At 42.1% G+C, this 14,274-nt stretch carries 6 protein-coding genes; all 6 read left to right on the plus strand.

The features are described 5' to 3' along the window. Positions 1–52 precede the first annotated feature (52 nt). Complete coding sequence (locus L1283_RS20160; protein WP_286848126.1) at positions 53–2,818, plus strand: sugar-binding domain-containing protein; 2,766 nt, start codon at positions 53–55, stop codon at positions 2,816–2,818. Positions 2,819–2,856: 38 nt separating this feature from the next. Further along, complete coding sequence (locus L1283_RS20165; protein WP_286735842.1) at positions 2,857–3,606, plus strand: hypothetical protein; 750 nt, start codon at positions 2,857–2,859, stop codon at positions 3,604–3,606. Between the two features lie 200 nt (positions 3,607–3,806). Then, positions 3,807–7,871, plus strand: coding sequence for a hybrid sensor histidine kinase/response regulator transcription factor (locus L1283_RS20170; RefSeq protein WP_286848125.1), 4,065 nt, complete (start codon positions 3,807–3,809; stop codon positions 7,869–7,871). A 140-nt stretch (positions 7,872–8,011) separates the two neighbouring features. Further along, entirely contained in the window at positions 8,012–9,178 is a 1,167-nt protein-coding gene (locus tag L1283_RS20175) for a glycosyl hydrolase family 28 protein (protein WP_286735840.1), read from the plus strand. A gap of 435 nt (positions 9,179–9,613) precedes the next feature. Next, positions 9,614–12,610, plus strand: a complete 2,997-nt coding sequence (locus L1283_RS20180; protein WP_145327739.1) for a SusC/RagA family TonB-linked outer membrane protein — start codon at positions 9,614–9,616, stop codon at positions 12,608–12,610. A gap of 17 nt (positions 12,611–12,627) precedes the next feature. Continuing rightward, positions 12,628–14,268 carry a RagB/SusD family nutrient uptake outer membrane protein gene (locus L1283_RS20185; RefSeq protein ID WP_075994669.1) on the plus strand — a complete coding sequence of 547 codons (1,641 nt, stop codon included), beginning with the start codon at positions 12,628–12,630 and terminating at the stop codon, positions 14,266–14,268. Positions 14,269–14,274 lie beyond the last annotated feature (6 nt).

Genomic DNA, 14,274 nt, shown 5'->3' on the forward strand with positions numbered 1-14,274 from the left:
CCACAGTGACACTATTTTTTCGATGCCTACAAAAAATAATATACTGAAAAGAATGAAAGCACCTAAACTATCGAAACACAAAATGGATGAATACAGGACAAGTATCTATAAATACTTTAAAATGATGTGCCTAATGGGGCTTTTCCTGCAGGCAGTCTTGTTAAAGGCTCAAGATGCTATCGATTTATCAGGAACTTGGAGGTTCCAGACGGACGTGATGGATTTCCGTAGAGGCTCGCTGTCCCCCCGCTATAATCATCTTTTGCAAGAAACTATTAAGCTTCCCGGTATTACCGATGATTATCAGATAGGATATAAAAATCCCTATAAATATATCGACCGTTTGACCCGAAAATACGAATACATGGGACCGGCATGGTACCAACGTGATATTGAAATCCCTGCCGAATGGAAAGGGAAAAAAATATTCCTATACTTTGAGCGTACCCACTGGTTGAGTTCAGTTTTTATAGATACCAAGGAAGTCAGCAGTATCGATTATGTAAGTGTACCCCACAACCACGATCTGAGCTCATTTGTAAAGCCCGGAAAAAAGCATCGCATGACCATTTGTATCGATAACCGGTTTCAGTATAACACACACAAATGGAACCATGCGCATACTGAATTTACACAGATTAACTGGAACGGTATTCTAGGAGAAATAAAGCTGCTGGCCATAGACCCAGTTTATCTGGAAGATCTTCAGGTATATCCAAATATAGCCGATCAGTCCATAAAAGTAAAATTACGGGTAAATAATGCGACCAAAAAACAGGTAAAGGGCAAAGTGTCTTTCGTCATCGAGGGAACAAATTACAGCCTTAAGGATGAAGTTGCATTGGTAAGTACCGATTCGGTGACCTTCGTAGAGACCACTATTCCATTAGGTAAGCATATCAAATTGTGGGATGAGTTTAACCCAAACCTCTATCGTATAAATTGTCAACTGAATACCTCTGACGGCAAAAACAGCTATCGGCATGAAAAGGCTACCACCTTTGGTATGCGTGAAGTAAAACAAGGAAAAAACCATGTACTGCTCAATAATCGTCCCATCCATTTAAGAGGCAATGTAGAAAATGCAGTGTTTCCAAAAACAGGCCATGCTCCGCTCGACGATGCCTCTTGGGAACGAATCATGGTGCTGATGAAGACGTATGGCATGAACCATTTACGATTCCATTCATGGTGCCCGCCGGCGGCGGCCTTTCGCATGGCAGACAAACATGGAATATATTTTGAAGTGGAAATGCCTATGTGGGGCAAAGATGCCGAACCCGACGAGTCCAGATATAACTTCTTCCGTAGGGAAATTAAAGCTATTTTAAAAGAATATGGCAACCATCCTTCTTTTGTTCTGTACTGCAACGGAAATGAAATTACCGGGAATTTCGACTTTATCGAGGAGCTGACTGCCGAAGGCAGAAAAGCTGATCCCCGCCATCTTTACAGCGGTTCTACGGCAAGAACACGGGTTAAATCAGATCAATATTACGTTTCCCAGCAAACCAATAAAGGGCCGGTGAAGGTGTACGAAGGTCTGCCCGGTACCGATTGGGACAAGAATTTGGAATCTGATGTCGATGTGCCCGTCATTTCACACGAGTCAGGGCAACGTTGTATTTATCCAAATTTTGATGAAATAAAGAAATATGCCAACAGTCCCGTAGAGGCCCGCAATTTTGAAGTATTTAGCGATCTATTACAAAAAAATGGCATGTTGGACCAAGCAAAGGATTTCTTCAGAGCATCTGGTGCGTTGACCGTGCTGGAGTACAAAGCCGTGATCGAAGCCCTGTTGCGATCAGGTAAATCGGCCGGTTTTCAGCTTTTGTCGATGAATGACTTTCCGGGACAAGGGTATGCGCCCGTGGGGATCTTCGATCCTTTCTGGGATTCGAAAGGATTGGTAACAGCAGAAAAATTCAGCGAGTTTTGTGCGCCAACGGTCGCTCTACTGCGCTACGATAAAAGCAGTTTTTTCAACACAGAAACATTTCGGGGTAAAGCCGAGGTATATAACTTTAGCAATTCTGCACTTGAAAATGCGAAAATTAAATGGTGGTTGACCGATACCGCTGGCAGCGTATTGAAAAAGGGAACGCTGAAAAGGCAAACCATTGCCAACGAAAATGTATCGCCGGTAGGTGAATTTGAGATTTCCCTAAAAAATATCAGCACCCAAAAAGTTACGGTTCATCTTGCGGTAAACGATAGCATTAAGAATAGCTGGGACATTTGGGTATATCCAAAGCATCAACATCTGATGCAGTCTACAGCTAATGTATTGTACACCGATGTCTACGATGATGCTGCAAAAAGGCAGTTGGTACAGGGTAAAACCGTGGTTCTTTATCCTTCTCCAGACCAGGTGAAAGGTCGAAAGTCACTGTTTCACAATCATTTTTGGAACCCCATTATGTTTGCATGGGCACCGATGACCATCGGCAACCTGGTTCATCATAAGCAGGCCATGTTTAATGATTTTCTTACTTCATACCATAGCGATTGGCAGTGGTGGGATATCCTGAACCATGCAAAAGTAATTGAAATGCAACATGCACCACAACAACTGCGTCCCTTTATACAGGTCATCGACAGCTACGACAACAACCAGAAATTGGGTATTGGTTTTGAAGCCAAACTGCACGGCGGGAAATTGCTGGTACTGGCATTGGATACCAAAAATGATATGGATAACCGTCCCGCTACCCAACAATTGTTGTACAGTATCGATAATTATGTAAAAAGTGAGAAATTCTCGCCGCAAGTGGCTGTGGACGAAACTTTTATTCAATCATTTTTAGAGAAATAAGAAAGATTTACACAATGGTAAGAACAATGATATTATCTATGATGACTGTTTTTTTTGGTCAGCCCCTCATGGCACAGGAAATTAGGTTGGAAGAGAAAGCGTCTGTAAACCAGGTTTATAATAAGGCTATCGAGGCGGAAAATGTATTATCCTTTAATGATTTGGACATCGAATCGGGCTATGTACTTTATCAGACCGAGATAAACACTGATGCGGAAAGCGAAGAGCTGGAATTGGAAAACGTACGCGATTATGCCGTGGTCTATGTCGATGGTAAGGTACAGGGTAGCCTGACAGATAAGAGTAAAAAACTAGCCATCAAAGCAAATCCAGGCAAACACTTGCTTCAATTTTATGTCGAGAATATTGGTCGGATCACTTACGGACCAGAAATTACAGATAATTCAAAAGGGCTATTTGGCACCATTACTTTAGACGGAAACGACCTTCAAGACTGGAAAATGATCCCCTTAACGGTGCGTAATTATCCACTGAAGGATTTGGTTTTTGAACAAAGATCAGCAGCTAATGACAGCCCAGGTTTTTACAAAGGTCAGTTCGAACACAATCTGTCCGGAAACAAGTATCTTAATATGACAGGATGGGGAATGGGCGAGGTCTGGTTAAATCAAAAATATTTGGGATCTTACTGGGAGGAAGAAAAACAGCAGTCGATATTAATTCCTTCGGAGGATTTAATACCAGGAAAAAATGAACTTGTAATCTTCGAACTCAAAAATAATCAGCAAAAGAAGATAAGTTTGTCCCCAACGCCTGTTTTTAAGTAAATTGGTACTGTTGGCTTCGCATGGATCTGAACAGCTGAAAAAGCGCTAAGGCCAGAATTTCGACGAAGCTCATTGCCTAATAGTATGATAATCGAAGTTTATAGAACCACTGATCAACAATTAGTAGCAGGATATTTTGATTGTAACTGGCCCACGTAAATCTTGGATTGAAATTTAAACAGTTTTAGTAGCATCGGTAAATGAATAAATACAGTCTGATAATTTGTTTCGTCGTTTTTTGGGGGCAATGTGTTCTCGGTATCGATCTTTCGAGGTATAGGTTTCATCTGATGCCCGAAACTTCCTACTATGGCGGTATACAAAGTATCGCAAAAGACAGTTTAGGGCGTATTTGGTACACGGGGCCCGATGCGCTCTTCATGTACGATGGCAATAGTTTTTATCAGTTAAATGATATCGTCTCTGCGATCAAACCAACGCAAAAATGGGGTTATGGTTCTTTAATTCGGGATAAAAAGGGAAATCTGTTTCTAGCTTCTGGGCAAGGCTTATTAAAATTCGATTACGAACGGTTTTCTTTTCATGTCGTGGTTCCCGGAATGATCCGTTCGCTTTGTGTACATAGCGATGGTCAGGTTTACATGCTGTCAGACAATAGCATACTACGCTATAATCCGCAAAATAAACAGACAGAAAGCTTTTTATTGCCCAAAAACAAGTCTTTCCAAAATATATTGAGTGCTAAAGATCAGGTGTTTCTAAGCCAAGGCGCTGTCGTGTATCAAGTTGAAATGACGAAAAAACGCCTAGTCCAGTTTGCGGATTTTGGTAGTACGACAAATCAGGTGAACGATGCGGTCGCATACGGGGGGGAATATTACTTTTTAACACAACGAGGGGGAATCCATGTAACTGATTTAACAGGTACCTTAAAACAGAAGATCCCAGTAAGTATAATGGGAAATTCAGCCGTGTTAACCAAAAAATTATATTTGGACCAAACCGGGGTGATCTGGGTGGCTACGCAAGCTGGATTGTATCTTTATGATCCATCCAATGAAAGCAGCAGCACCTTGCAAATGAACTTGAACGATGCTTATTCATTACCGAATAACTCGATATGGACAATTTATCCGGATCCGGACCAAGGGGCCTGGATAGGTACTTACGGTGGTAAAATAGCTTATTGCTCGCTTTACGATTCCCGAGTACGTTACTTCAAGCCCAGCCCAGGGGGACTCAATCACCCCATAGTCAGTAGTTTTCAGGAAGATCATCTGGGAAATATATGGATCGGTACCGAGGGGGGGAGCCTGAATTACTGGAATAGAAAAAAGGATCAGTTTAACCCTCCAGAAAAATCGCAGGGTAGTTCGTCGAGTCCCCATATGATTAAACGCCTGAAATTTGACCGAACGAGTAAAAAACTGTTGATTTCAGCCTATAACGGCGGTATTGGCAGTTATGATGTGGACAGTCAGCATTTCAGCAGTTTCAATTTCCGCTCTCCGGAGAGCCAGCAACCACTCACCGTTTATGATTTTGTAAACGATAAGGAAGGCACTTGGTGGATGACAGATCCCGATAAATTATTTTTATATCGAAAGAAGCCGCTAGATCCTATAGAGATGGTAAGCGTCCTTGATGCGCAGGGCAAAAAAATGAAACTCGAAGTCGAAGCATTATATGTGAATAACCAAGATCAGCTCTGTTTAATTAGCCATCAAGGATTTTTTGTTGTAAATCCCCATACGTTAAAGGTATTGAAACACTACGCGCTCAAAGATGCTTCCTATTCAGCAAATTACCTGTGTAGTTATACAGTGACTTCAAATGGCGAAGTATGGTTGGGGACATTGGGTAAAGGCGTAAATGTACTCAAAAGAGATGGGACATATGTCAACTATAGTGTAAGTAACGGATTCCCGGCGAAAATGGTATTTGGCATATTAGAAGATGTTGCCACGAAAAATATCTGGTTAAGTACCAGTGATGGTCTTTTTTGTTTCAATTGGAAATACAGTAAATTTGAGAAAGCCAGATTTTATCAGGAAAATAACATTGGTTCATTTTATATTCATGCCGCTTACAAAACTTCTAGGGGTGAAATGCTGTTTGGTGGTACCAATGGATTTCTACTTTTCGATCCGGCGTACCTCAATAAAAATCTGCAAAAACCCAAAGTTTTTTTTACAGGATTTCTGGTCAACAATAAACTCGTGAAACCAGCGGATGGCTCATCAGTTTTAACGAAAGACATTGGCAGTCTTTCCAATCAAAAAGAAGACAAGATAAGGCTCTCCAGTAACCAGTCCAATGTAGAAATTAAGTTTTCGGCAAATAGTTATCTATCCGCAGAGAAGAACCAGTTCGCTTACCGGATGCTGGGGCTAGGTGAAGACTGGCAAATCAGTCATGCCAACCAGAAATCTGTACAGTTTCTCAACCTTCCGGGCGGAGATTATATCTTTGAAATCAAGGCTTCCAACAATGATGGGCTATGGGGCGATCAAATATCACGATTATATATCCATGTCGATCCACCATTTTTCTTGTCCTGGTGGGCATATTGCTGCTATGCCGCACTTGTTTTTGCTCTGCTCTTTTTCATAATGAGATATTACAGCAATAAAAGAGTGTTTAAAGAGCGATTAGCACTCGAGCGTTTAAAAGAACAGAATATGCAAGAGCTGAACCAGGCGCGTACCGACTTCTTTACCAATATCTCACACGATTTAAAAACACCGCTAACCTTGGTTTTACAGCCGCTTAAACAACTCAAAGACACTATTGTGGCCAATGATACCGCTTTGGTATACATGGATTTAATAGAGAAAAATGTATCCAGAATACAGCGGATGATTAGCCAATTGCTGCGCTTTCGCGAAATAGAAAGCCAAAAAATTACGCTCAATCCGCAGGTTGGTGATTTTATCAATTTTGTAAGGGATCTATTTAGCTTATTTGAGCTCTATGCCAATAAAAAAGGTGTTGAAACCAATATTTCCTCGTACAAGGACAATTTATATGTTGCCTTTGATTACGATGTTATCGAAAAAATATTGACTAATCTGTTCTCCAATGCCCTAAAATATACACCAGATAATGGGTATGTGGGCGTACGTATCTATAGTGCAACAGCAGAAGAAAAAGAACGGTTTCCTTCGTTAGATCCGAAGGAAGTCGAATACATCTCCATTGAAGTTATAAATACCGGTGATTGTTTTTCTGAAGAACAGATCGCGATGCTTTACACTTCTTTCAACCGCTTATCTTCTCATCGGCCAACTTTTGAAGAAAGTTCAGGACTTGGACTTGCCATTGTGAAAGAACTGGTAGATGTGCTGGAGGGTAAAATATGGATGGTCAATAAGACCGATAAAATTTCATTTACCATTTTACTACCGTTAAGGAAACAGGCCGGGGCAGGCGACATGCAGCCTAATGTGTATGATTACACCGTTTCTGAAATCGACGATATTATTACGCAGGATACTGCAGCCCCAGAAACAGGATCGATCCCTATAAAAAAGACAGATAATATCCTGCTCATTGAAGATGACCAACAGCTGCGTGTTTATCTGGAGCAGCGTCTGGCCGAAAAATATAATGTATATACAGCAAGTGACGGCGAAGAAGGCTTAATTAAAGCCGAAAAAATTTATCCGCAACTTATTATTACCGATCTGATCATGCCAAATCGCAATGGCTTGGAAGTATGCCGTAGCCTTAGGCAAAATTTTAAGACGAGCCATATTCCTATTATTATGATTTCGGGTACGGGAGATGACAACCAGCATAAAATAAAAGCATTGGAATATGGCGCCAATGTGTTTATTGATAAACCGTTTCATGTCGACTATCTGTTGCAACAGACGGAAACCATTCTAAGAAATCAGCGGGAACTAAAAGAAAAATACAGCAAACACGTTCAGGTAGATCCCTCCAATGTAACCGTTACCTCCATGGACGAGGAACTGCTGATTAAGGCTATTCAGGTCATTGAAGAAAATATTGACAATGCCAGTTATTCCGTAGAAGATTTTGTGGCTGATATGAACGTAGGCAGAACCATTCTTTATCAAAAAATACATGATATTGTGGGAATGTCCATCAAAGAATTTATTTTGAATATGCGACTGAAAAGAAGTGCTTATCTATTAGAAAAATCGGATTTGACGATAGCGGAGGTTGCTTACCAAACCGGGTTTAACAATGCCAAATACTTTAGCGTCTGTTTTAAAAAACAGTTTGAACTGAGCCCTTCGGAGTTTAAGAAAAAGGTTTCCAGTGGAAAGAAATAAAAATACAGCCAATAGTTGACCGACGCCCCTTTCAGATGGGTGAAAGGCCATTCTATATTTTTGAAATCCTAACGATCATGAAAATGACAATTTTTAGAAAAACGCTTCTGCTTACATGTTGCATTTGCTTGTGCAACGTAATGTATCTGGCAACGGCCGCCGCCCAAAAAGTAGATGAAACTTACATCAGCCCCAATAAATACAAGAGTGGTTCCCAGTCAGAACGTATACAAAAAGCCATAAATGAAGCAAAAAAGTCGACTGGGAAAGTAGTGATCCCTAAATACGATGCGGTAACGAAAAAAAGTGTCTGGCTCATCGATCAGGCCATTTTGCTTCCGGGCGATTTTGAACTTGAATTGAATAACTGTACCATTAAACTATCGGATAAATGCCGGGATAATTTTATCCGTTCGGCAAATGCAGGGCTGGCAATTAAAGATATAGCACCCGCAAAGAATATCCGGATTATTGGAAAAGGAAATGTTCTTTTAGAAGGAGCTGATCATCCCAGAGCTACCGGTGACCACAATAAAATCTTGTCCTTAAATCCCAGCGGATTTGGACAATCTTATGGTACGGATGCAGGTAAGCCCGGAGAGAACCAAAAAGGTGGATGGCGGAACCACGCCATTATATTGGCGCACACCGATGTATTTGAGGTTAGCGGCATTACATTAAAGGATTATCATGGGCATGGACTGGTATTGGAACGCTGTACAAACGGTAAGGTAAGCGATATTACTTTTAATGTGAGGCAGGCAGTAACTGTTGATGGAGCAGATAAACAGATTTTGAACCAAGACGGCATGGGCATACGTTTTGGCTGTAAAAATATTATTATTGCGAATTGCAAAGGTAAAAGCGGTGACGACTTTATTAATATAGGGTTGACAGATACCGGAGTGGGAGCAGGTGAAGAAAATGTAAATGTGGTAAGTGGTTCGATTTATAGGGGCGAAATTGACAACATTTCAACTATTTATCTCCAGAACTGGCAGGACTTCTATTCAATTTCACACCGATCCATACGGATTATGCCTGTGGGTAAACTTCGTATAAGTCATGTTTTTATCGAGAATATGGTCATCAGTCCGCTAGCACAACAAGGTTTGGTGGTCGAGTATGGCGAGCATGTCCAGGGCTTATTTGTACGAAATTTAATCAGTCATCAACCGATAAAAGCCAAAGGTATCTCGCAGGCCAGTTTCCGCGATATCATTTATAAAGGTCGGGGTGAAGCTATCGATGTGCAACCAAGCGATACGGTTATCCTAGATCATCTAATGTGTATAAAAAAAGAATAATAAAGCGCTTCTAACCCCCATTTTACAGCGAAAAACACATGTTTTTGCCTTTTGTACAAAATCAAACCATTTTCGTACAAAAACGAACCCTACGAATTGGTGATGATTATAGTTTTGTCTTAACCAATTTTAAAAAAGCAAAATATGTGTATGAAAATTCTTCCCGACCACGTGATTAGGCTCACGCAGGGTAATCCGAACTCTACAAAAATCAATAGCAACGCGCAACGGAATTTTAGGTTTCGTCAATAAGGACGAAAACGAAGTCTTGCCGTCTGCATTGCGCATGCATTTGCAGCAATGAGATAGTATGTATCACAAAATTTAAATTAAAAATCCAAGCCTATTGAAGCAGACCTATTTTAAACTCATATTCTTTACGAGAAAGGGAAAGTAAAGGACGCAAGTAAATTTTAAACTAACCATTATAAATCAATGATACAAAAAATACATTTCTGGCTCAGGAGCTGGATAATGAGTGCTACCCTATCGGTGGTGGCGGCTAATTATGCTTATTCGCAAGCAACAGATCAAATAAATGTCAAAGGTCAGGTCACCAATGATGCAGGAGAAGGACTTAAGGGTGTTTCGGTCATGATTAAAGGAGCGAAAACCGGTGTTCAGACAGATGCAAATGGCCGTTATACCATTCTGGCGCCACGCACGGCTACGCTACTTTTTACCTACATTGGTTTTAATAACCAGGAATTAAAGGTCAATCCATCAGGAATCATCAATGTGAAGATGTCAGGAAATAATGTCCTGGATCAGGTTGTGGTCGTAGGGTATGGTACAGCCAAGAAGAAAGATTTAACAGGAGGTTTGGCCGTGGTTGGAAAAGAGCAGCTCAGCATGGTATCTACCTCAAACCTGATGGATCGCTTGGTGGGGCAGGTGGCCGGTTTTTCCATTACGACCGGAGAAGCTGCGCCGGGAGCATCACAGACCCTGTTGATACGGGGTGAAAATTCGATATCGGCCAACAATAGTCCATTGATTATTTTAGATGGTATTCCCTACAGCGGATCCCTGGCAGATATCGATCCCAACAACGTCGAAAACCTTTCGATCTTAAAAGATGCCTCGGCTTCGGCTATCTACGGTTCGCGTGCGGCCAATGGGGTTATTCTGATACAAACCAAAAGGGGGGCGCTGGGTAGAGCTCAGGTAAACTATAAAGGTTTGATCGGCATGGCCGAGCCTATGCAACGCATCAATGTTATGGGGCCAAATGAATATATCCGCTTTCAACAAGATATTGCCCGAATTAGGCAAGGCTATACTGGAGCGCTTTTAGATCCTATCGCCGGGGATATTATTAGCGTAACAGAGCGCGGTAATTATGCGAAAGGCATTACTAACAATTGGCAGGATTACGTCTTTCGAAAAGCCATGACCATGGATCATCAGCTGAGCATTTCCGGTGGAACAGAGAATACAAAATATATGGCTGCCCTTGCAGCTTTGGATCAAGAAGGCGTGGTATACAATTCTAAGTTGTCCCGTTTAAATATTACCACAAATGTGGATCAGACTTTTAATAAATGGTTAACCACTGGTGTTGGCCTGCAATATACCCGGAAAAGCGACGGTGGTATTACGCCAAATTTGGAACATGCCATAAAACAAAGTCCTTATGGGAGCTATAAAGACGAATCGGGGAAGTATGTGCCCGAACCCATGGAGTATTCATTGATCGTCAATCCGATGCGCAACGTCAATGCGATTCAGGATAGGTATAATAACAACTTCTTTCTTTCTGGCTATGCCAATATTTTGCTGCCGGTGGAGGGTCTTTCCTTACGATCAAATTTTGGTTATAATTATCGGAACGGATTTACCGGAACCTATTACGGGCGCAATACCTTTGAAGGTAGGGATCAGGGTACGCAGGCCGGAGGTAGTGCTTCCATTAACAATTCCAACTATAACGATTATACCTGGGAGAACCTGCTCAAATACGAGCGGCAGATCGGCGATCATCGTTTTGATGTGACGGGTTTATTCAGTATGCAAAAAACGAAAAGCTGGTCAACAGCCCAGAGCGGTGCAGGTTTTGTAACCGATGATACCGAATACTTTATGATCGGTTCGGCCAGCCGTCTTGTTTCCAACAGCGCTTCCTTATCGGAATCTGCGATGCTGTCATACATGGGCCGGATAAATTATGCCTACAAAGGCAAGTATCTATTGACCCTGACAGGACGTACAGATGGAGCCTCTGTATTTGGTATTAACAATAAATATGCATTTTTCCCTGTCGCGGCGGCGGCATGGCAAATCGGAGAAGAACGTTTTCTGAAAGATAACGCCAAATGGCTGGACATGCTGAAAATCCGCCTTTCTTATGGTGCCAACGGTAACCAGGCGATTACACCATACCGCACTTTAGACCGCTTATACTCCAATGTAAAATATATCTGGGGCGATGATGGTACTGCCGTTACGACAGCCTATTTGGCCGGTGATGGTGTGGGCAACCCTAATCTGAAATGGGAAACCACCTATTCGACCAACCTGGGGCTGGACTTTCAGTTATTTAATAACAGATTGGGAGGAACTATCGATGCCTATCTTTCTAAAACGAAAGATTTACTGATGACCCGCACCGTACCTATCATGAACGGGTATAATCGCATTTGGGACAATATCGGCGCCACCCAAAATAAAGGTATTGAAGTCACCTTAAACTCGACGAACGTGAAAGGGGAAAATTTTCAATGGAATACGACCGCTGTGTTTTCCTTAAACCGAGACAAAATTGTCGAGTTGAGGGGGGACGGTATCGATGATATTGCCAACAACTGGTTTATTGGTAAGCCATTACGAGTATTCTACGATTATAAAATGATCGGTGTATGGCAAAATGGAGAAACCATTACTGTGGATGGGGCAGCACCCGGAGCTGCCAAGCTGTACGACCGCGACGGTAACGGCAAGATAGAAGCGAGTGACAGGGTGGTCATCGGATCTAAAAATCCACGCTATACAGCATCTTTAGCCAATCGGTTTTCTTACAAAAATTTTTATGCATCTGCGTTGGTAACCGGGGTTTTTGATGTATGGCGCGATGATCACATGGCCAATCTAGGGGCCTGGACTTTCGGGATTACCAACTACGTCCACGATGCTAATTATTGGACACCGGAGAATCCCAATGCGACGATCGTTTCACCCGGCTATCTCAATCCATTGGGGCACGGGTACTATAAAAAGGTGAGCTACGTACAGGTGAAGAACATCACCTTTGGTTATAAATTGCCACACAAAATTGCTAAAAAGGTAGGTGTAAATGGTATTGATATAAACGCCAGCGTCAACAATCTGAATACGATTTCTAATATCAGAGAGGTCCTCAATTACGACAACACCTGGATGGCCTCCTATCCGACGGCACGTTCGTATATGTTTGGCTTAAATGTAAACTTCTAATCGATTAGGACATGAAAATGAAAAATATTATCACAACAAGTTTAGGGCTTATCGTATTGTTCACCTTAGGAGGCTGTAAAAAGTTTCTGGAAGAAGAGCTAAAAACCGAACTGGCCCCCTCCAATACCTATACCAGCACCTACGGTTTCGAGGTGGGGAGTGCTGGTTTGTATACACTCACACGTTCAGAATACAATACCTATGGCGAAGGTGGCGCCTTCATCCATAATGGTGCCTGCCCATATGAAGCTTTACAGGTATCTACAGATATCGCCGATGCCATTAATAGCGATGGCTCACTGACGGCTTTTGCAAACCTTACACTTACTGCCTCAGAACGGTTTGTGGGTACTTACTGGAATTGGGCTTACAACCTCATTTCATCGGCAAACCTGATGCTGGTTTATTCCGAAAAAAATACCAATTGGGATACGCCCCAAGATAAAGCACGTTTTCAGGCTGAAGCCCGCTTCTTTCGGGCATATGCTTACCGTACCTTGGTTTATCTCTATGGCGATGTACCCTATGTAGAAACTATCCTGTATGATTTTCAGCTTAATTTTACCCGTACACCAAAGGCCGAAGTCATCGGCCACATGGTAGACGACCTGAAGTTTGCGGTGGATAACCTGCCTACAAATCCGGACGACGTAAAAGAAGGAAAGCTGACCAAATGGGCCGCAAGTCATTTGCTGAGCGAAATCTACCTATTGCAGGGCAATCATGCCGAAGCAGAAAAGGCCGCATTGGCGGTCATCAATAGTGGGTATTATAACCTTATGAAAAACAGATATGGCGTAAATGGCAGCAAACCAGGCGATGTATTTAGCGATTTATTTCTGGAAAATAACCAAAATAGAAAAAGTGGCAATAAAGAAAGTATCTGGGTATTGCAGTTCCAGTTTAACACGATCGGTGGTGGTACCAATTCGGATGACTGGACGCGTAGGGCTTGGATACCAAATTACTCGACGATTACAGGATTTGTTTTGGCTGACACATTGGGCGGCCGTGGTATTGCACAATTAGTGCCAATGAAGTGGTGGGTAGGCACCACAGGTACCAATGCTACAGGCAATGTCGCTGGTATTTTCGAAGCAAATGATATCCGTAATTCAGGTTATAACATTAAACGCAACTGGTATTACAACAACGCGAATGAGACCTCGCTATATGGTAAAAAAGCCAATATTACCGAACAGACCTGGTTTACGACAAAAAGCTTATTTCCAGCGATTACAAAATTCTTTTACGGACGTACTGAAAATTTAAGTTTGACCGGTAGTTATAAAGATCGTATGAAATTCCGTTTGGCTGAAACCTATCTGTTGCTTGCTGAAGCCTATTTGGGGCAAAATATGCCGGATAAAGCTGCCCAAGCCGTCAATGAAGTGCGGAAAAGAGCTGGAGCGTCCGAAATTACCGGCGCTCAGATGAATATGGATTTCCTGCTCGATGAGCGTATCCGTGAATTAGTTGGTGAAGAAAGCAGAAGATTTACCCTGGTGCGTACCAATACTTTGGTGGAGCGGGTCAAAAAATATAATAATGCGATCAAGGATAAAATTACGGACAACAATATCTTATGGCCTATTCCACAGGTGATCAGGGATGCCAATACAGGGGCGCCGTTCCCACAGAATCCGGGTTATAATTAATGGTTA

The sequence above is a fragment of the Sphingobacterium sp. HSC-15S19 genome (genome assembly GCF_050433745.1).
GTDB classification, from domain to species: domain Bacteria; phylum Bacteroidota; class Bacteroidia; order Sphingobacteriales; family Sphingobacteriaceae; genus Sphingobacterium; species Sphingobacterium siyangense.

Bases quoted from the DNA above. Each gene is read 5' to 3' on its own strand.
- L1283_RS20185 (WP_075994669.1), top strand. From the start codon at position 12,628: ATGAAAAATATTATCACAACAAGTTTAGGGCTTATCGTATTGTTCACC.
- L1283_RS20165 (WP_286735842.1), top strand. From the start codon at position 2,857: ATGATGACTGTTTTTTTTGGTCAGCCCCTCATGGCACAGGAAATTAGG.
- L1283_RS20170 (WP_286848125.1), top strand. From the start codon at position 3,807: ATGAATAAATACAGTCTGATAATTTGTTTCGTCGTTTTTTGGGGGCAA.
- L1283_RS20180 (WP_145327739.1), top strand. From the start codon at position 9,614: ATGATACAAAAAATACATTTCTGGCTCAGGAGCTGGATAATGAGTGCT.
- L1283_RS20175 (WP_286735840.1), top strand. From the start codon at position 8,012: ATGTATCTGGCAACGGCCGCCGCCCAAAAAGTAGATGAAACTTACATC.
- L1283_RS20160 (WP_286848126.1), top strand. From the start codon at position 53: ATGAAAGCACCTAAACTATCGAAACACAAAATGGATGAATACAGGACA.